Origin of the sequence: Halorubrum sp. CBA1229, assembly GCF_003721435.2 — an archaeon.
Classification (GTDB): Archaea; Halobacteriota; Halobacteria; order Halobacteriales; family Haloferacaceae; genus Halorubrum.
Map to the genome: position 1 here is coordinate 249,233 of NZ_CP054585.1, position 20,384 is coordinate 269,616.

A 20,384-nucleotide genomic window follows, 5' to 3' on the forward strand; every position below is an offset into this window, starting at 1 on the left:
GCGTCACACGACGACTGAGACGATCCCACCGCCGACGACTGCGAGCCCGCCAAGCCCGAAACAGACGGCCCAGAACGGGACACGTTCGACGACGCGCATGAGCGCGTCAATCGTGAGATAGCCGACGAGAGCACTGACGCCCAGTGCAACGGCCGCGGCTGTGGGACGAATGCCGGGGAGCCCACCTGCACTCAGCAGCGTGAGGACTGCAGCGCCGAGACTCGCCGGAATAGACAACAGAAACGAGAGTCTGAATGCGGCCGGTGGTTCGTAGCTGCGGAACAGAAAGACACTCGTGGTCATTCCCGATCGCGAGATGCCGGGCAAAATCGCGAGCCCCTGAACGGCGCCGACGAGAACTGAATCCGTGAGTGTTGGGGCTGTATGGCCACCCATCGAGACGGATTCGGAGGCGAGCTGGAGAACCCCAGTTGCGATCAGTAAGAGACCGATCACGGCGATGAACACGCCACCTGTGAGTTGCCCGGCCAAATCGACGGCAAAGATGTAGAGCGGGATGCCGACGATGCCCGTCATGAACGACGCGATCACGATATACGACGCGATCGCGTTGTCGCCCTCGTAGGCAGCACGGGGGCGCCAGCCCGGCACCGCCGCGAGTGCGGTCTGGAGTTCGTGTCGGTAGTACGTCGCCGCCGACAAGGTCGTGCCGACCTGCAAAAAGAGCGCGAGCTGGATCGCAACCGCGGGGTCGGTCCCAACCAGCGTCAGGACCAACGACAGATTCCCCTGACTGGAGACGGGAAGCCACTCGACGATGCCCTGCACAATCCCGGCGAGGATCGCAATCAGCAGATCCGAGAGCGTCACTATTGGGAGTGGGTCGGGCTGGCTACTTAAGCGACACAGATTCGCGGTGGGTCACTACGAGTGGGTCGCTCACTCGGTCTGGAACTGTTGCTGAGTGAGCGCCCCTGCCGATTAAAACAGAGATTCCAAATCGTTGTCGTCGCCGAGCAGATCCTGTCGCTTGTCCTCGCTTTCGTCCTGAATCGTGTCTATATTTTGTTTCGCTTCGATAGCGACCTGCTGGAGTTCTTTGACACGGGGTACATTCGTGACCCCTGCGAGCAAGACGACCGTCGCGACGACGCCACTACCCTGTCGTGGATAATCTCCGCCCCGAACCTCCATCGACCCGGTCTGTTCTTCGAGCCACTTGCGGCTGCGCTCGATGCCTTTGCGGTTGAGGAGGGGCCCGGCGCCGGCGACCACAAGGAGGGCGCGTTCGGTACCCTGAACCTCACAGGGGAGGGTCAGGCGGCCGAGAGTGGCTTTCCGAACGAGACTCGTGATCCGGTTGGTGGTGTCCGCACTGTCGAACGACTCACTGCTGTTACCGCCACCCGAAAGCCGCGAGAGCAGACCCTGCCGTTGTGGCTCGTCGACAGCCGCCTCCGCGTAGCCGAGCGTCGAGATGCCCCCGCCGGCGAGCGTGTTGATGATCTCCGAGGAGTCGACGACGCTCTCCGCAACGTCGTTGCCAGCGTGGATCTCGCCGGCGCTGAACAACAGCCCGAACCGCTGGACAATCTCCTCGTTGATCGCTGCAAAGCTCTCAGTGACGGATTCGGCTGTTTGCCGCCAGGCGTCGTTGTCGAACAACAGTAGATTGTCGACCTCGCGCACGAACGTCTGCAACGATCGCGCCGCATTAAGCGTGTAGATCCCACCCTCATCGCTGCCGGGCAAGATGCCAAGCCCGTAGACGGGCTCGGTGTAGATTCGCTTGAGGTATTTGCTAATGACTGGCGCCCCGCCCGAGCCCGTCCCGCCGCCGAGGCCGGCCACGACGAGAAAGGCGTCAATTTCATGCGACGGGACCGTATCCAACGCGCCCTGTATCTCGCCCAGATCGCGTTCAATCACCTCGGCGCCGAGCTCGTTGTCGGCGCCAACCCCGTGACCCTTCACCTCCGCTTGGCCGACGAGAATCCGCTTGTCGTCGGGGATGTGAGTGAGCCCGCGCAGATCCGCTCTCGCGGTGTTGATGGCGACCGCACCACGGACGATGTTGGCACCGTGTGTTTTGTCGTATTCGATGAACCTATCAACGACTTTCCCGCCTGCTTGACCGACGCCGATGAGTGCGAGTTTCATAGGAGGGCTCGGTACGCAGATTCTTTGCTCTGAGATAACATAAAGCCGGCTCTCGTGACGGGGTCTCGCGTGTGCGATTGCCGTCGCGCGCGGCGAGCATCAAATCGTGACCGGAGAGAGGTGACGCGGTTCCACGTCGTTCCAGGTCACTCAGTCTGGGTCGGCTCTGAGTCTGCTGGCTCGGTGTCGTCAGTTTGTGACGACTCAGTCGGCGCGGATGGGTTGGCGTCCTCCCGTGAAGGCGTCTCGTTATCAGCTGCGGTCTCTGGGGGCTCCGGCGGCTCTAACGCGGCAATCATGAGAGTTACCGGCCGTGTCTCCCGCAGTGTGGCCCAGTCACGGTCGTCTCGCATCGCGATGAGCCCGCCAACGGCGAGGCCCACCCCGACAGCAAGTGGCGTCGTCGAGACACCACCGAGAAGGCCGCTGCCGGCGACGGCGAGGCCGACCAGCACGGTCAGGAGTCCGGCCACACGCAACGGCGCCGCACGCGTTGCGATGACCCCACGCTGCGCGACGGCGACGGCACGGGAGTCCTCGGCCGCATCGACGAGTCGATCGACGACCCAGTCGAGCACGCGCAGGAACGGGCCGACGGTCCACGTCTCGCGGAGATCGATCACGATGACCTCCGGGTCGGGCTCGGCAGTGAGCCACTGATACAGCGCCGAGTGGCGCACCCACGACGCACCGCGCGTGCTGGCGGCCCGTAATGCCGACACGAGCCGGGAGCCAGCCAGCGTGGCTGGGAGATCCGTTTCTGCGGACGCTGGCGTGCCACTATCAGACTCATCTGGAGAGTGTGTGCTCATATCGGACGCCCCCCTGTCGGAGCACGTCGGGCGAACAAGGAGACCTGTGGAGAGCGACCACGCACAAGCATCAGGTGACGCTCACCACCTCGGCTTCGATGATCCGCGTCCCGAGATCGAGCGTGATGGTGGTCCCGCCGCGGAGCGGCTCGCCTTTGAACTGGACGCCAGTGGGCGTGTCGCGCACCTGAATGTCGGCAGTGATCGTCACGTCTCGGTTGATCGGGTGGTCCACGACGTTAACACTCCCGTCCTCACCGGTGGCGATGATGAGCGACGGTTCGGTGTCGACGTCGGTAATCTCCGCCACGGGATCGGTGACCGAGCCTTCGGTCATCCCCGGGCGAATAGCGTCGGCGGTGTCGTCACGCACCTCCGTCATCCGGAGTGTGACCCGTCGCGTCGACGTTTCGCCCAGCTGGAGATCGCCGTTCACGCGTTCGATCTGGCCAGTAATGGTGTACTCGTCAGCTGGGAGTGTCAGCGACTGGCCACGCTGGAGGGGGACACCGCCGAAGCGGGCCTGGCCGCCTTCGTAGTGTGTCGTCAGATTCGTTTCGACGAGGACACGCGTGCGGGCAGGATTGTTCGTGGCGTACGTAGCGACGTCGTCGATGGTTGCGACCGTGCGGCCTGCAAGCCGTATCTCATCGCCTGGCGTGACCGCAGTAGCGGTCTCAGCGTCGAGTGTGTCGCGAACGATGACCTGTTGGCGGTCGCCAGCGAGGGCGTCGGCATCGCCGGTGTCGCGGATCTGGCCGCTCACCTCGTACTGCGACGTCTCGATAGCGAGTGTCCGGCCCAGCCGTGGTGGGGCGTTTGCGTAGGTGATCGCGTCGCCGTTGGTCTCACCTTGGAGTTCAACGCGGAGGGTGACGCCGATATCGTTTCCGCGCGGCGTGAGGTGGACATCCGTGATCGTGATCGTGGATGTATCGTCGGGCGCGTAAGTGTCACCCTCGTTGATCGCGTCGACGATATAGGCTGGTTGCGTGCCCATATCGAGGGTGGCGTACGTTGTGTCGGTGTCGGGTTCTGGCGCTGGATCATTCGAAAAGACGAGTGCGACGCCAGCGACGACGACTGCAAGCACCACCAGCACGACGAGTGCGTCGACGACGTTGACGACACCAAAGAGATCGCCGTCGTCGTCGATCAGTTCCATGAGAGACCACCCGTGAGTCGCATTAATGCGTGGGTATTGGGCGGGGAGTAAAACGGTTCCCCTTTTGAGAGCGTGAAGATTCGGGCGTACTGACGTTCATAGATGAGAGCGTACATTTCGTGTGCTTTCGATCGACGACGGTGCTGAGAGAGAGTGGATTTCGTGTGTTGTCCCTCTCATCCTCGGAAAGCTACGAGGAGACAACGGATGAGCCAGCGGGTCGGTGAAATAAAGGGATAGAAGTGCTTGGCGCCCCACCGTGTCAAGTGCTTGCCTCATCGGAGCAGCAGTTGGATACCCCACCATGTCGAGTGTTTCGTCCGTGGGGACCGTCTGGGGCACGTTGATCGGGCAGTTACTCGGTGGACTCGCATACGATGACGCCGTTCGTCCGAGTTTGCGGTAATCCGCCAGCGTCTCACTGAACCGGATGGAGGACACGTATCCGGATCCTCACACCCTGTACCGTGTAAAACTGGTTTCAGACGTCGTGTCGCGGGAACACCCACTCCACCGTGTCAAGTGTTTTTCGAAGGCAACCACCGACAGTTTTCTACCAAATTCTACTGCGTCGAGTAGTCGATATCGATGGCTGGACGTCTCCATGTCTCACCCCACCATGTCGAGTGCTCTTGGAGATCACCAACGACAGTTCTCGTACCATACCCCACGGCGTCAAGTGTTCGGTGTGGATGACTGAAGATCCCCATGCCCCACCCCACCGTGTCGAGTGTTACTCGGAGTTGCTCTCGGTGCGAACTGATCAGAAGTCACTCCACTGTATCAAGTGCTAACCGGAAGACCCCAATCATCTGTGTTTTCATACGATACACTCGACGCAGTGGTGTTATACGTGTAGACCGAGTCGAACACAGTAGAGGATGGCTACGTTCACACGAGACACGGAGATCTTCCGCAACGAGGATATGCTCCGTGAGGATTACCAGCCGGATTCGATCACCGCTCGCGAGGACGAGATTTCGACATACACTGCTGCGCTTCAGCCGATCGTCAACGGCGCACAACCCCGGAACATCTTCTTGTACGGAAAGACGGGCGTTGGGAAGACCGCGGTATCTCGGTACCTACTGGAGCAGCTACAGCGGGACACGGAGCAGTACGACGACGTCGATCTCTCGGTCTGCTGGCTCAACTGTACGAACCTCTCGTCATCTTACCAAGTCGCGGTTAACCTCGTGAACCAGCTGCGACCCGCAGACGATCAGATCAGCACGACCGGGTATCCCCAACAGCGCGTCTTCGACATTCTATACGAGGAATTAGACCAGGTCGGCGGGACCGTTCTCCTCGTCCTCGACGAGATCGACCACATCGGCAGCGACGACGAGATCCTGTACGAGATCCCGCGAGCCCGGTCGAACGGTTACCTCTCGAAAGCGAAGCCGGGCGTGATCGGCATCAGCAACGATTTTGGCTTCCGCGACGACCTCTCTCCGAAGGTGAAAGACACCCTCTGTGAGGAGGAGATCCACTTTTCGCCGTACAACGCCCCGGAACTGCGAGCTATTCTCGACGGGCGAGTGGCCGGTGCCATGTACGATGACGCGGTGGACGATGCCGTGATCGCCTTGTGTGCTGCCATCGCAGCACAAGACACGGGAAGTGCCCGTCAGGCGTTGGATATTCTGTACAAATCTGGTGAGATCGCACGGACGAACAGCGAGAAGCGACTAACAGAGGAGCACGTCCACCAGGCTCGTGAGAAGCTCGAACAGAGCCAAGTCGAACACGGGATGCGCGAACTAACGAAACACGGACATCTTGCACTCGTAGCGATGTTACAGCTCGCGTTCGAGCAGGAGACCCCGGCACGGATTCGCGACGTATACCCGTTGTATCGACGTATTGCAGACGCTTCTAACGTCGACCCGCTCGTTCGTCGTCGCATGCACGACCATCTCGCGGATCTAGCGATGCTTGGCATCCTCGATCGGCAGATGAAAAATGAGGGACGGGCAGGTGGACACTACTATCAGTACAAGTTCGACGTGAACTTAGATATCGTCGGCGACGTCGTTCGAGATTTTGACTCGATTGTGCTCCCGACAGGTGTGGCGACACGGGTCACATGACGCTGTAAATTTGGTCGGAGGCTGTTCGAATGGTCCCCGGATCGTCCCATCCGAACACGTGACGCGGTGGGGTGTCGGGGGATAGAGTTCCATCCATTCTCAGAGAGAACACTCGACACAGTGGGGTGGTGACGAGAGTAACAGAGAGCAGTCGAGCTGCAGTCCCTACGACGCCGTGACTGCGAACGATTCTGGAGTATCTAGCGGATCGCGCCTTTGCGGACGAGACACGTCGCCGATCGCGAATGTGACCGAACTGGCCGCGCAAGACAGGGAAAACGCGCGGCAGGGCGCTCAAAACTGCTCCGCGTACGGAGTTAGCTGAACAGAACGGTGAGACGCCAGTCACGGACGAGTACATCGAGACCGCACGGGAGCGAGTATAGCTCGGTCGGGTGGAGACCGATATCCAGAACCAAACGGAACACGTCCAGCACACCTTAGAAACGATCGCGAACCTCCAGACCAGCGGTGAGGCTCTGGCGCGGTCGAAGGAGATCCAACAAACGCACAAGCAGATGGCGGACTCGCATGCCGTGTCCTCCCTGTCGACGCTAAAGAGCATCCCGGACCGGATCTCCCGGAGGACGTCTTTCACGCGTGTGCGCTGCTCCGGCCATCGGCCGAGGGCGAGTACCAGCTAAGCGAGGCCGTGGGCTGTTGGTGCGGGCGGGCTACGACGTTGCGACGGTTCGGTTGGGTGAGCGCGTGAACGTGAACACGCCCGCAGACGTGGAGCGGGCGAGCGGGTTAGTGTGTAGGGAGTGAGGGCTGGCAGTTAATATCGGCAAGTGTATGATCCACAACAGGGGTGCGAAACTCGACATCCTCCACAAAATTCCGAACGATCCCAAATCCACGACTCGAAATGTCGCTGAGGCGTCATCTATAGGTCGTCTATCCAATCTCTCGATTATTTAAATCGAGGTCTGATATTTTCCGCGTAGAATTCCTGGTCATCCTGTTCGATACCCAACAAAACTAGCACTGCGACGAACACGAGGGCTCCTGTTGCAGCTCCGATTATTAGTAACGGGTATCCGGAAAGGAACGATCGCCACCCGAGCATGACGAGAATACTAATCAGACCAGCAATTATTGGTTTCCAATATTTTTTCGAATACGGAGTCATTCCTTCGACGTACCAGACCTCAATCACCCGAACGACGTTGATGACGGTCAACGTCCCTGCTGTCGCTACTGCTACACCAATGAATCCGAACTCGAGTATAAGTACGTAATTGAGAACGACGTTTAGCACTCCAAGCACCCATTGGTTGACCAAATTCAGATATTGATGATTCGTCATCATGAGCAACAATCCACTTGGACCAACGGCACAGTTGGTCAGTTGAGCGATCCCGAAGAAGAGTAAAACGAGCCCGCCCCCAGAGAAATCGTCGCCAAAGATACGCAGTACCTCAGAACTGTAAACCGTAAGCACCAGCGCGGCAGGAATCACTACGGTGAACACCCACCGCGTTACGATTTTATAGATCGATTCGAGCTCGTCTATCCTTCCATTAGAATACAGTCCGGAAGCGATAGGGGGAAACAGTTGGTTGATCCCGGACAGGGGAAGCGTGAGAAACGTTGCGAGTAGGATCGAAACACGATACACACCGACGACTGACCCGGACAAGAAAAATCCAACCATGAGAATATCAACGCGGGTGTAGAGTTTCTGTCCGAGATCCTTCAGAGTCAGCGGAAGTGAGAAGTTGTAGAATTCGGAGACGCTTCCTCGCGATCGCTTTCCGGTTGGATGAATATCTGTTCTCGAGTATAGAAGCGAGATAGCGATCCCGAACGTCAGAACGCCTCCGATAGCCAACGCGGCAACTGCTCCGATCAGGGAATACCCCAACGTGAACGCCGACAGAACGGCAAGAATCCGGATTATCGGCTTGAGGACGTTCGTTATGATGATCTGATATTCAAGTTGTTCCGTGGCGCGAAACACGGAATTAGTGAGATTACTGAGGGTATTGAACGGAAGGACGATTGCCAATATCCGGAGTACGTCGACTAGAAGTGGTTCTTCGAGAGTGAGAGTGTTAATTATCGGTGCTAACACGAACAGTGCAGTTCCGATCACGACACTTCCGAGTAAGGCAGTCAGGTACGCGAGACCTGTCACCCAATTCTGTCGAGCAGGTTCGTTCGACGAACTGGGAATGAATCGGAGTAGTGATTTTCCGGTTCCGAGTCGGGCAAAAACGACGAAGAAGCCGGTGATCGTGTTCGCGTAGGTGTAAATCCCGTAAAGCGTCGCTCCGAGAACACGGGTTAAAATCAGATTGAAAACGAATCCGAGACCGTTCGATAGGACCTTTCCTCCGAAGAATAGCGACGCTCCATCGGTGATCGAGCGTAACGAATCACCTTTTTCAGATTTTGTTTCAGTAGCTTCCTCAGGCATCTGTGAAGCCTCGTTACTCGAATTCTAGGGTCACGTGTTTACGTATCCGAGATCGGCGAGGCGATCAACAACGACATCCGAGTCCCCGTTCGTATGCTCCTGTGGTTCCTCCTCATGGATCTCCTTGCGAGTTTCGCCGCTAATGACCAGCCACGGTACTTTGCGTAATTCGTCCGTGTACGTCTCGATCGGATGTCCGGATACCCGCTTCCCGAATGGAGTGATCCGTTCGTTCACAAGATTGCCGTGATCGGACGTAACCACTACTTTCTCGTCGAATGTGTTCACTAACCGCTCGACATGAGGAAGAGCGATTTCCAAGTTCTCGTCATATGCCCTCCAGACGGCTTCCACGTCGACTTTACCCTCGTCAAGCAGCGCCCATATAGTCGAATGATCCCGCGTAGCGTCCTCTCCTTGAACGCGTCTGTATGCCCATTCGTATCCAGCATGGTCTCCTATTTCGCGTGCGGAGTCCCCAATAAAGGGGTAGTGAGGCTGCATGAAGTGTGATATAATCCGCTTACCCGGGAATTCCTCATATGCCTCCAAGGTCGCCTCAGCCATCTTCTCAGGTCGGACAGTCTTCTGTTGATCGTCCCACTCGGACCCCCACACGTCAATCACCTCATGAAAGACGTCCTTGAGGCTCTTTGTCCGGTACATGGGATTTGCGGTAATGTACACCGTATCGTGGTGCGTTGTTCCTTCGAAGTTCTTTGTCAGAAACTCTGGCGTACCAGATCCAAGAGACGTTCGCGTTTGTAGGTCTCCATTAATAGTGTTCAAGCGTTCGAACTGGTCAAACCGACACGCATCGAGAAGTATCAGATTATCCCAATCCTCGGACATTAATCGACAGATTGGTGCGTCCGGGTCATAACGAATAGAAGAATAACTCTTGGCCGTCTGAGATCGAGCGAAAGGTATCGCCGATTCTACCCACCATTTGGGTTTGTGAAAATTCTTGAGTGCCTTTTTCATCATGTTTTTTTAACTTGAGATCGGACAAACATGTCCAGAATCGCTTCGGATTTGTAAAGAGACTACTTTGACGCCCGTAAAAAGACATCGCTTCCACGCTGGAAGGTCTCTGCCACTTCAAACCCAGCATCTGTGAGGAGTGTTTTCACCTCAGATACTTCTCCATCAAAGTCCTCGATCTTTTCCTTGTGTACTTCGACGTACACCAGTTGACAGTTCTCGCGAAGGGTTTCTCGAAGTCCTCGGAGTACGGAGAGTTCGGCTCCCTCAACGTCGATCTTGACGACTGTGGGTTTCGGCAGTTCGCGTTCCTTGATTATCGAGTCACCTCTGGCAGTCTCAACTTCAAGAGTCTGTCCGTCATCACCGGTCGCGATGGCGTGTTTACCCTCGCCTGCCTCGTCGCCAGTGAGAGCGAGATCGACGGTACCGTTAGTGTTAGATAGCGCGATCTGAACGATTTCGGCGTCAAGATTGTTCAGGTCGAGGTTTTCTCGTAGTCGATCCGCATTCTCTGGTTCGGGTTCGAACGCGAACGTCCTACCAGGACCAAGTTTGGCAGCAGCAAAACAAGTGTAGGTTCCGACGTTGGCACCGATGTCGTAGAAGATGTCGTCCGAATCGAGATCGTTTAGCAGATCTTCAACGACGGAACGTTCGCCAGCAAGATCGCGAAAGCGCATGAATTCCGTGAACGTGTTTGTCCAGAAGTCTATCGAATGATTGGCAAGGTCGTGAGTTTGCGTGTTTTCAGAGAGAACATATACGGGCCGCCAGTATGGCCCAGAAAGAAGTTTGTTGAGGCCAATCCAGCGAATCGATTGACGGACCAATCCGGAATAAAATCGATCATGTGCACGGCGTAGAATCGTTGCGACAAGACTCATAGGTATGATGTTAATAAACGATAGCTGATGGAGTGTATTAGAATTTCCGCATTATCATTCCCGGTTCCGCTGCCAGTCATCAAAGATATCTTGAGGGATTGTAATGCGCGAACAACCGGTGACGCAGCAGGAGTCGGACGCCCGCTGATCGGAGAGCGTCCCGGAGCGGTTGGTCATCATAGCCCTTGTCGGCGGCGAGACACTCGATTTTTCGGTGTTATGAAGGGCAACACTATGGCCGGTTTGGGGGTTGTGAGGCTAGTGCGCCGAGTAGTGAATATCGAGAATGGCACACGAGTCTGTATCGCTCAGGGCCGTCGTATTAACCGTATATATATGGCGATCCGAGCGGCATCAATAATGCCTCGATGCCGTTCGCGGTCGAAGAGCATGGCATCGATGGCACCGTGCGAGCCCTGATCACAAATGTTCGCGGACTTTCGAAGGAATCCACGCCACACCGACATGAGAACCTTCTCAAACGACCGATACAGCGTTGAGGGTGCGGGAAATGCCGTTCGAGCGAGATGAACAGACCACGAACGCGATCCATTTCACTCGCCCAATCGACGATCTCGCGGTACATCGCATCCAGGTGAAGCCGTACCAAGTGGAGCGTAACATGCTTCCAGCCGGGAAATCCGTGGCCAGTCAGATCACTCAGCTCCGTTGGCTGGCAGCACAGATTTTAACGCCAGCGACGCGGCTTAATTAACAAAGCGGAAGAGTAGGTTGGCCACATTCGACTCTTCCGCTTAGCTACTGCCTTCAGAGCGACGCTATCCTGTCGCCTTCTGTGGATTAAACAGAGCAGAAGTAACCTACTGTATCCAAATCATATTCTAATTCGAAACAAATGAATTCACACATATTGTATCAGTAGTTTAGACTCAGAATCGTATTGAGCAGAGTAAGAAAACATATTAGTCCCACCAATTCAGATGCCTATCACGTGCGAGTTCGAAACTTGAACAGCAATTTTAGATCAGGTCTTATTGTTCTAATACTTATATTTTCTATTAGACTTATTGGTGTTGGAGTCACAATTTATACTGGACAGAATCCGTATGCCCAGGCCGATGTTATTGGATTTATTGCGAGCGCTGAAGAGATAGCAATAGGGTTAGAGAACGGAAATTATGTTAATGTTGATCGGCCGACGGCGTATCAACGGTGGGGGGCTTTCTTAGCACCATTCTGGTTACTACCAGGTCCCAGTCTAGTGTATGCCAGCATTGTGAATGCTCTCATCGGATCACTAGCCGCATATAACGTCTATACTATCGCTCAATACTACCATTCACGTTCTGCTGCAGTAGTTTCTATCGTCCCCCTAATGATTTATCCGAGTATTGTGCTTGTACACTCTACACTTCTCCGGGAAGCCGTTGTTCTGTTCGGAATAACCGCCGCAACAAAATCTCTATTAATACCCAACCATCGAAGTCAAAGTAAAAATATCATTATTGTCGTAGGTGGGCTTTTCGTCGCAGGGATTCTTCGGCCAGACAATATACCACTGTACATCATAGCAATCGGTGTTGGGACTTTTGTCCATATATATTATTTAGATATAGTCCGTAATATTATCATGTATATGATTATACTCGGAGGAGCTACGAGTACGTTATTCTTTTTAAATCGAATACAAGAGGGTATCTCGTATTTAGCCAATCTGCGGGAGGTGCGGACTCGAGGTCGAACCGCATACCTAGTAGATATATACGCAACACAGATCCCGGAAGCGATTGCGTTTAGTGGAATCGGGGTAGCGTACTTTTTGTGCTCTCCATTTCCTTGGATGATCTCAAATGTAAGTGATTTCGTAGTGGGTGTAGAAGCTCTCGTTAATTTAATATTTATTTTGATAAGTCCGCTTGGCTTCCGAGTTTTATTTCAACGAAATCCAGCTGGGGCAGTCGGATTAGGGACTGGAGTGATCGTTGGAGTAATACTCTATGCACTAGCAACTGGGAATGTAGGTACAGCAGTCCGACATAGACAAATGTTCATGTGGGTTTTCTTCTTGCTAGGTGGTATAGGAATCACACAGCACACGCAAATCAAAACGAACAACAATAGTAGATGATCTCAAATCAGATAGTAATTATCTCTGTTGATTCTGCGGAATCATGAAGTATAAATAAACTCGTTATATATCCTCTAAGAAATGCCAAGAGTAAGTGTAGTCATACCAGTATACAATTCATCAGATACTCTCCCCCGAGCACTTACGAGCGCTCTGTCTCAAACTTATGATGATATTGAAATAATCGTAATTGATGATGGATCAATTGATGATACAGAAGAAGTCATGGCCTCTTTTGACGATCGACGTATTCGGTTCTTCCAGCACGAAAAAAATCGGGGTGGAAGTGCTGCGAGAAATACAGGAATTGAACACGCTACCGGTGAGTATATTGCCTTTTTAGATGCAGACGATGAGTGGTTTCCATCTAAAGTAGAACGGCAGGTTAATGTGCTAGAATCCCGCTCTGACCAGTGGATAGCTACATATTCTAATTTTAAACAGAAACGTTCGAATGTCATTATCGAGTTCATAGACAAATATATTTCTCGCCCAACTGGATTTGAAGGAGACGACATCATTATCGACAATATATTGAGAAGAACGTTTTCGCACGGGGGGACATCTTCACTACTAGTTAAGAAAAGCGCTATCAATTTGATAGATGGGTTTGATGAAATGTTCCAAAGACATCAAGATCTGGAATTTATATTAAGACTTCTCCAAGTAGGAAAGATGGCCTTTACCGACGAGATATTGTTCAAAAAGTATGACACAGGTTCCCCAGAAGGAGACAGTGTCGCAGAAGCTATCGATCAATTCTACGATAAGTTCTTAGACTTGATTCGAGAACGCGGTATGGAAGAAGAAGCGAAGGGAGTGCTCCGATATATAAAAGCAAAGCAATATTTATCTAGTGGACAGTTTCGTGAGGGATTTGCGTATCTCTGGAGTTCCAGCATCCCACATAAAAGAGATATACTTGGAGTCGGATTTGCGATCTTCAGAGGAGTAAGAACACATCTTGATAGATTGTCATAATGATGTGTTTAATATCACCAATATTCTGTTAGAAACCTGTCAGCGACAGGGTGAGCAACAATAAACAGAATGGTATTAACAACCACGAATCACAATAATCCTCATTCGGAATATTCACCCATTGGGACACATTTGATCAAATCTTCTCGAACAAGTTCATCTACTATCATAAGTATTCGTTCGAGCCTGTGACAATCTTTTTCAGGAGAATGTCCAAGGTTGAACGGATGGAACCACAGGTGAAATGTCTTACCTGTCCGAGCAGCACGTTCCAGTCCTTTTTTTGCACGCTCCACGCTGCACTCGCCGGGTGTGTATTGCCACCCATCGTGTGAAGGACGAAAAGTCTGTGATCCCGGAATTTCGAGGATACCGTTATGTTCGATGGGTTCAGTTACTGGTGGAGTTCCACGGACAGCCTCGTCGACAAACCTACACGGTGGTTTTATTATGTTCGGTACGGACGCGCGCTCATACCAGTATGCATCTCTTCCTCGATAAACCTTGATCCCATGCTCCCTTAGAACGTCCACGTGGCCGACATCATTTCGTGGAAACACGAAACTTTTCGGCTCAAGGCCGTGTTCACGAAGTGTTTTGACCGCAACATCTATTTCTTCCTCCGCATGCTGCCGCGAACAGCCATCGGCACCCAACTGCATGTGAGTCGAGCCATGTAATCCGATCTCTTGGGCGGTCTCGCAAGCCTGTAATCGATCGATGAGCCACGGAGCAAACCATAATACATCATCGAATCCGTTCACGCATGGGAGTTCAGCAAACCAGTCATCGATCCATTCGAAGTTTGGAGATGTTCGGTCGGTATGGGCCTTGTCACAGTCCATGAGCAAATGAGAGACGATCGCCCATGTAGCAGAGATGTCATATTCATCAAACATATTACATAGATGATCTACCACATCGGGCGTATTTCGATAGGCATTCTCATAATCCCCGACGTTGTCCTTGTCGAACATTCCCCACGCGAGTTCCGTATCTAGTGAAAGAGTGAATATCCCTTTGTTATCAGTCATACTACTCCATGTACCCGAGATCCTCGAGTCGGTCTGTTACGTTATGGTCGATGGTTTGTGTATCTACGCTATCCCCATACTGAGCGTCGGTTTGAGTTACTTCTTGAGTCGCTGGAACCGAGTCTGGCTCAAATAACTCTCGACGGACTTCACCCTCCATCACCCTTGGGACAGCAGCACCGTGTAAATGAAGCAGTGTCGGTGCAAGATCTAGAATGTGTAGGTCGGATAATTCAGTCGTTCCATCGATATCCGATCCGTATGCTATGAACATTCCCGTGTCTTTGTTTTCACCGTGCCACTTGCTCGGCGATTCGAACATCGATTCATTACCGATCTTCCCCTCAATATGGACACCAGAGGCCTGATCGAGGACGACATCTGGGCCCAGATCCGAGTATGGTCCATCGTATACTTCACTACCAGGAAGCACCTGGTCAAAAACAGGATTCCCGTCTTCATCAGTCAAGTCTTCAAGATCGTTGACTAATTCGTTAGCGATTTGCTCCCGTTGCTGAGGATCTTCAGAGAGGACGTATACTGGCCCCTGACCGCTTGCGACCGCCCGTGAGCGTTCCCAGTTGATAACGTCTTCTTTAGCGCTCTTGTCAACGGATCCCTCTTCACTAGGGAGGTACATCTGGACTCGCTCCGGGAGCAATCGCCGAGCCCACCACTCGACCCCAAGTTTCGCCAGTATCGGCCGTACACGTTCTTGAGTAATTCCTGCCCCATAGAGGTAATCACTAATTCCCGATTCCGTCTGTAAATAGTCGTGCTGTTCCAGCCATGTGTTGATACGGAATGTCGTTCGGATCTCGTTTGAGCCGTGATCAGACATCACGAAGAGATTGTCGAGCTCCTCGTGTGATAGAAGACGAGCGACACGGTCGTCGATTTTCTCCCATGCTTTCTTAACCACGCCCATGTCCCAATAAAAATGCTGGAGGACGTTCAAGTAGAATACAGTTATATGGATGAGTTCGTACTCTCCGGTTGAGAGTTCACTCTCTAACACGTCAAAACGCATCTCGATCAGATCATAGATCTCTTCGACACATTCGTTGTCCGGATCGTTCCCTGATAGCAACGACATCTTCTCCGGATGTACCGCATAATCGTATTCCTCCTTGAGTTGTACCTCCAAAGATTCGGGATATGTGTATCCAGTCTGTTCGGCACCGGGGCCGCCGGCAATATGGATACCATCGATCTCAGCGGGTGGGTATGACGTTGGTAGATTAATGACCGCAGTCTTATCCTCAAGCAGATGCCAATAGTGAACACCGTTGAAGTCGCCCGCTGTACTCCTATTTTCTATCTTCTGTTTCTCGCGATCAACGCTCTCCCACCAGAATACACCCAATCTGCCCGGATTCGTTCCAGTCGCATAGCACTGCCAGTTCGGACACGTAACTGGTGGTAGACAACTCTGCATATCCTCTGCGACGCCGTCTTCGGTCATTTTGGCGAACGTGGGAAGTGAATTATCGTCGATCCACGGCTGTATCAGTTCGAAACAACCCCCATCTAATCCAAGAACGATCGTCGTCATTTGCTGGTACTAGTTATTCAACGATTTAAAACCATAATAACTGTTTGGATAAAATCCTCTGAATAGTTATATATTTGTGAACATTCGGCAAGACATTCGAGATTATTTGCCTACTATGACGTCAAATCTGTATACATATTTCGATAATCAGACACCATACGTTTCGTCTCGAAATGATCCGATCGATTTTGACCAGTGTGACCAAATTGTTCACGCTGGTTCAAGTTTTGTATAAGCTCATTCATTCGAGAAGCCAACACATCGGAATTGCCTGGTTCAATAAGGTAACCAGTCTTTGCATCGTCTATAAGTTCCGGAATCCCCGAAATATTCGTCGCGATGACTGGAAGTCCAGCTGCCATCGCTTCAATAATCACGAGTGGAGTTCCCTCACGAAACGATGGGAGAACGAGGATATCGGATCCTGCCATCACGTTCGGTATATCGGTTCGATAGCCGAGTAGATGGACGGTATCCTCGAGATCCCGATCATGGATCTCATCTTCGAGGTGGCTCCGTAATAGGCCGTCACCGGCGATCAGCATCGAAACATTCTTTTTTTCGAGTGATTCCACTGCATCGAGTAAGACATCGAATCCTTTCCCTTCCGCGAGTCGACTCACCATCAGGACACGTGGTTCCGTCCCTGGGAGATCTGTCGCGGGTTCCACGTCTCGAAAGTCGTCGAGATCGATACCGTATCGAATCGTCCGATACTGCTCCTCTCGGCCGATCCCACGGGAGAGGTACTCCTCAGCGATGACTTCGGCGATCGAGACCTGGACATCGGTCCATCGAGCGGCTACCCGTTCACATCGTTCGACGAACCAGTTCAGGAGATCGTTCCGGTCTTCTGCGAATGGAACGCCGTGGATCGTGTGAATCACGTGGGGCACGCCAGCGAGACGCGCGGCCGCACGGCCGATGATGCCCGCCTCGGTACTGTGAGTGTGTACGATGTCAAAGTCCTCTCGGTTAATGAAACGCGCAACGGTAAAGACCGCGCCAATAGCAGTGACGGGATTGTAGTGTCGAATCAGCGGGAACTGCCTCGTCTGAACGCCGGCCTCGTGAAGCGCATCGATGTTGTGTTGATCCACTTCCGAACCGTATCCGACGGTCACGTCGAACCCGTCGATTTCGGTGGCGATCGGGAGAAGCGCGTTGACCGCTCCCCCGTCGATGAGTCGGGTAATGAGGTGAAAGATGCGGGGTTCCGACGACATTAGACCGTCCTCTTTCGGCGAGATTCAAAACAATCCCGATCCCGAACCCGGAGGCTATTAAACACTCACTCGAGAGGATTCCGTATGACCGCTACTCCAACGGATCGAAACGTCCTCGTCACCGGTGGCGCGGGATTCATCGGGAGCCACCTGGTGGACGCGCTCGTCGGAGCCAACGACGTAACGGTCCTCGACGACTTCTCGACCGGCTACCGTGAGAACGTCAATCCGAAAGCGACCGTGATCGAGGGCGACATCCGCGACCGCGACACCGTCGAGAGCGCGATGGACGGGATAGATTTGGTGTTTCACGAGGCCGCCCTCGTCAGCGTTGACAAGTCGGTCGAACAACCCCAACTCTCCCACGAGACGAACGCGACACCGACCCTGTCGATCCTCGACGCTGCCCGCGAGAACGACGCTCGCGTCATCCTCGCGTCGAGCGCTGCGATCTACGGTCGACCGTCGAGCGTTCCGGTCACTGAATCGGAGCCGAAACGCCCGAACTCGCCCTACGGGATCGATAAACTCTACCTGGACCATCACGCGAGGACGTATCACGACCTGTATGGGCTCGAAACGGTCGCCCTCCGCTATTTCAACGTGTACGGCCCCCGCCAGCGAGGAGGACCGTATAGCGGCGTCATCAGTATCTTCGCGGATCGATTGGCGAACGACGAACCGGTGACCGTTCACGGCGACGGCACACAGACGCGGGACTTCGTTCACGTCTCAGACGTCGTCCAGGCGAATCTACTGGCCGCGGAGACGGACGCCGTCGGGGAGGCGTTCAACGTCGGAACCGGGTCAAGTATCTCGATCCGGGAGCTGGCGGACTTGATGCGAGAGTCGACGGAGAGCACGTCCGAAATCGTTCATACTGAGGGCCGGTCCGGAGATATCGAACGGAGCGTTGCGGACATCCGAAAGGCGAAAGACAAACTCGGATACGATCCGACGATCGATCTCGAAGACGGAATTCGAGACGTTGTGTAATCCGATCTCCCGATCACAGCGCGACCCGGAGGATCCACATTACGCCTCCCCTACCGAACGCCCGCAAACAAACGTACCGATCCGCACTTCTCGAACAATATCCACCGGCCAATACCGACAATCGATGACGTAATGCGAATTCTGTCCGAGGATCGGACATGAACGACAAGCGTCCTCGTCACCGGCGGCGCAGGCTTCGTCGGCTCGAACCTCGCGAACCGCCTCGCCGCCGACAACGACGTGATCACCGTCGACGACTGCTACCTCGGCGACCCGAACAACCACACGGACGACGTGGAGTGCGCGAGGTGTCCGTCCTCGGGAACGACTACCCCGCCGACATCAACGCCGTCAAGAATGTCATCGAGGTAGTCCAGAACCTCTGTCATACCCTGACGAGATCGTCACGAACACGAGTCTCAATCGGTGGGCGAACTTTCAGAGGCGGAGCGATTCGGCAGAGGAGTATACAGATGAGCCGTGCACGTTTCCGTCAGAAGTTCCGACACGCCTTGTTTGGGAGATCATGTTTGTCTGAGCAACTTGAGTCGGAGTAGCCGCCCAAGTCATTCACTGTACAGGTGAATCTTTTTGATGACATTAGGAGACATTCCCACATGGGCAGACTCGGAACGCAGTCGACAACCGCGGATCGGCAGTTTGCGCTCGCCTGGGTCGGCATGGGGTTCGTGATGTCACTGGCTGTCGCCACGATCGATTTTTTGCCGCTCCCGTTGGAGGCTGTGTATGTCTTCGCCGCTGGCGTCATGCTTCGTGAGACCCTTGGTCTTGCGTATTGGATCCTGCAGAAATAAAGAGGCCTCCGAACAGTTCAGTACCGACACCGAAGCGGAATTTGACGAGCAGCGTGAAATGCTTCGCCGTTACCAGCGGGCGGTCATCGATTGAATAGCGGAGGTAAGGTTGCGTGGTCGACGAACGGGTCGTCTCTGTCAGGCTCGAACAGATTGAACAGTACGACCAGCCAACTAGCGAAGGCAGAATCCTTATCATTACCTGAATTGAATGATTTGCTTATGAAAGCAGTCGTACTCGCAGCCGGAGAGGGCACGCGCCTTCGTTCGCTCACAGAAGACAAGCCCAAGGGCATGGTTGAGGTCGCCGACAAACCACTCATCACGCACTGTTTCGATCAGCTGATCGAACTCGGTGCGGACGAACTCATCGTAGTCGTCGGCTACATGAAAGAGAAAATCATCGACCACTACGGCGACGAGTACGATAGCGTCCCGATTACCTATACTCACCAGCGCGAACAGAAGGGGCTCGCCCACGCGCTGCTCACCGTCGAGGAACACATCGACGACGACTTCATGCTTATTCTCGGCGACAACATCTTTCAAGCAAACCTCCAAGACGTGGTCCGCCGCCAACGTGAAGACCGTGCAGACGCCGCGTTCCTCGTCGAGGAGGTTCCGTGGGAGGACGCCTCTCGCTACGGTGTCTGTGATACCAACCAGTACGGCGAGATCACAGACGTTGTTGAAAAGCCGGAGGACCCACCGAGCAATCTCGTGATGACCGGCTTCTACACGTTCACGCCCGCCATCTTCCACGCGTGTCATCTCGTCCAGCCGTCGAACCGCGACGAATACGAGATATCCGACGCGATCGATCTGCTCATCCAGTCGGGGCGGACCATCGACGCCATCGGTCTTGACGGGTGGCGCATCGACGTCGGCTATCCCGAAGACCGTGATGAGGCCGAGCGCCGCCTCACCGGCGAAGACACCGACGACACCACCGAAGAGGTTGTTGAGTCCGACGCGTAGCGAATCACCGACGAGAGCTGGCTCGACCGGAGTTCGGGTCGTCTTCGCCGCCGTTCGTGAGAGCATGTGTAAGCCACAGTATTCCAACGCGAGAATCCTTGCACTAAAGATCGATATGAATGTTAAGAAATGAGAGAGATCAGCCACGTTTCAGTAGTCGTCGCTCCGATTTAGTGTATTCACCGTTTGTCTTCCCGTTCATGATCGTTGCAGGAGCGATCGTGTG

General features: G+C 54.0%; 16 protein-coding genes and 1 pseudogene. 7 read left to right on the forward strand and 10 right to left on the reverse strand.

Annotation, left to right across the window (positions count from 1 at the left end; translation table 11 throughout):
• Positions 1 to 3: 3 nt before the first annotated feature.
• The 4 genes from Hrr1229_RS01235 to Hrr1229_RS01250 form a co-directional block, all read right to left on the reverse strand.
• The gene (locus Hrr1229_RS01235) at positions 4 to 831 is read right to left on the reverse strand and encodes an undecaprenyl-diphosphate phosphatase (RefSeq protein ID WP_123114570.1); all 828 of its coding nucleotides are present in this window, start codon (positions 829 to 831) and stop codon (positions 4 to 6) included.
• A gap of 111 nt (positions 832 to 942) precedes the next feature.
• Positions 943 to 2,121 carry a tubulin/FtsZ family protein gene (locus Hrr1229_RS01240; protein WP_123114569.1) on the reverse strand — a complete coding sequence of 393 codons (1,179 nt, stop codon included), beginning with the start codon at positions 2,119 to 2,121 and terminating at the stop codon, positions 943 to 945.
• 146 nt (positions 2,122 to 2,267) lie between these two features.
• A complete protein-coding gene (locus Hrr1229_RS01245) occupies positions 2,268 to 2,933 on the reverse strand; it encodes a hypothetical protein (protein WP_255212543.1) in 666 nt (221 codons plus the stop codon).
• A 70-nt stretch (positions 2,934 to 3,003) separates the two neighbouring features.
• Complete coding sequence (locus Hrr1229_RS01250; protein ID WP_123114568.1) at positions 3,004 to 4,098, reverse strand: DUF4330 domain-containing protein; 1,095 nt, start codon at positions 4,096 to 4,098, stop codon at positions 3,004 to 3,006.
• A gap of 881 nt (positions 4,099 to 4,979) precedes the next feature.
• Between Hrr1229_RS01250 and Hrr1229_RS01255 the strand changes: the two genes are divergently transcribed.
• On the forward strand, positions 4,980 to 6,191 hold the full coding sequence (locus tag Hrr1229_RS01255; protein ID WP_123114567.1) for an orc1/cdc6 family replication initiation protein: 1,212 nt from the start codon (positions 4,980 to 4,982) through the stop codon (positions 6,189 to 6,191).
• A 913-nt stretch (positions 6,192 to 7,104) separates the two neighbouring features.
• Here the strand turns inward: Hrr1229_RS01255 and Hrr1229_RS01260 are convergent.
• The 3 genes from Hrr1229_RS01260 to Hrr1229_RS01270 form a co-directional block, all read right to left on the reverse strand.
• The gene (locus Hrr1229_RS01260; RefSeq protein WP_123114565.1) at positions 7,105 to 8,613 is read right to left on the reverse strand and encodes a flippase; all 1,509 of its coding nucleotides are present in this window, start codon (positions 8,611 to 8,613) and stop codon (positions 7,105 to 7,107) included.
• Positions 8,614 to 8,643: 30 nt separating this feature from the next.
• Positions 8,644 to 9,465 (reverse strand): LTA synthase family protein, encoded by an 822-nt coding sequence (locus Hrr1229_RS01265; protein ID WP_255212544.1) that lies wholly within the window; start codon positions 9,463 to 9,465, stop codon positions 8,644 to 8,646.
• 194 nt (positions 9,466 to 9,659) lie between these two features.
• Positions 9,660 to 10,280 carry an FkbM family methyltransferase gene (locus Hrr1229_RS01270; RefSeq protein ID WP_217920700.1) on the reverse strand — a complete coding sequence of 207 codons (621 nt, stop codon included), beginning with the start codon at positions 10,278 to 10,280 and terminating at the stop codon, positions 9,660 to 9,662.
• Positions 10,281 to 11,436: 1,156 nt separating this feature from the next.
• On the opposite strand from Hrr1229_RS01270, the gene Hrr1229_RS01275 reads away from it, so the two are divergent.
• Together Hrr1229_RS01275 and Hrr1229_RS01280 are read left to right on the forward strand one after the other, a co-directional pair.
• Positions 11,437 to 12,573: a hypothetical protein gene (locus Hrr1229_RS01275; protein WP_148041771.1), complete on the forward strand. Its 1,137-nt coding sequence runs from the start codon at positions 11,437 to 11,439 to the stop codon at positions 12,571 to 12,573.
• A gap of 81 nt (positions 12,574 to 12,654) precedes the next feature.
• Complete coding sequence (locus Hrr1229_RS01280) at positions 12,655 to 13,554, forward strand: glycosyltransferase family 2 protein (RefSeq protein ID WP_123114563.1); 900 nt, start codon at positions 12,655 to 12,657, stop codon at positions 13,552 to 13,554.
• 101 nt (positions 13,555 to 13,655) lie between these two features.
• On the opposite strand, the gene Hrr1229_RS01285 is transcribed toward Hrr1229_RS01280, so the two are convergent.
• The 3 genes from Hrr1229_RS01285 to Hrr1229_RS01295 form a co-directional block, all read right to left on the reverse strand.
• Positions 13,656 to 14,588 carry a polysaccharide deacetylase family protein gene (locus Hrr1229_RS01285; protein WP_123114562.1) on the reverse strand — a complete coding sequence of 311 codons (933 nt, stop codon included), beginning with the start codon at positions 14,586 to 14,588 and terminating at the stop codon, positions 13,656 to 13,658.
• Between the two features lies 1 nt (position 14,589).
• Positions 14,590 to 16,143, reverse strand: coding sequence for an alkaline phosphatase family protein (locus Hrr1229_RS01290; protein ID WP_123114561.1), 1,554 nt, complete (start codon positions 16,141 to 16,143; stop codon positions 14,590 to 14,592).
• Positions 16,144 to 16,256: 113 nt separating this feature from the next.
• Complete coding sequence (locus Hrr1229_RS01295) at positions 16,257 to 17,369, reverse strand: glycosyltransferase family 4 protein (protein ID WP_123114560.1); 1,113 nt, start codon at positions 17,367 to 17,369, stop codon at positions 16,257 to 16,259.
• A gap of 84 nt (positions 17,370 to 17,453) precedes the next feature.
• Between Hrr1229_RS01295 and Hrr1229_RS01300 the strand changes: the two genes are divergently transcribed.
• The 4 genes and pseudogenes from Hrr1229_RS01300 (at position 17,454) to aglF (ending at position 20,158) form a co-directional block, all read left to right on the forward strand.
• Positions 17,454 to 18,365 carry an NAD-dependent epimerase/dehydratase family protein gene (locus Hrr1229_RS01300; protein WP_123114559.1) on the forward strand — a complete coding sequence of 304 codons (912 nt, stop codon included), beginning with the start codon at positions 17,454 to 17,456 and terminating at the stop codon, positions 18,363 to 18,365.
• A 171-nt stretch (positions 18,366 to 18,536) separates the two neighbouring features.
• Positions 18,537 to 18,718 (forward strand): annotated as a pseudogene (locus Hrr1229_RS18105) (NAD-dependent epimerase/dehydratase family protein); the annotation flags it as partial.
• A gap of 264 nt (positions 18,719 to 18,982) precedes the next feature.
• Complete coding sequence (locus Hrr1229_RS01310) at positions 18,983 to 19,180, forward strand: hypothetical protein (protein WP_123114558.1); 198 nt, start codon at positions 18,983 to 18,985, stop codon at positions 19,178 to 19,180.
• Positions 19,181 to 19,402: 222 nt separating this feature from the next.
• Complete coding sequence (gene aglF, locus Hrr1229_RS01315) at positions 19,403 to 20,158, forward strand: UTP--glucose-1-phosphate uridylyltransferase AglF (RefSeq protein ID WP_123114557.1); 756 nt, start codon at positions 19,403 to 19,405, stop codon at positions 20,156 to 20,158.
• Positions 20,159 to 20,384: the final 226 nt, after the last annotated feature.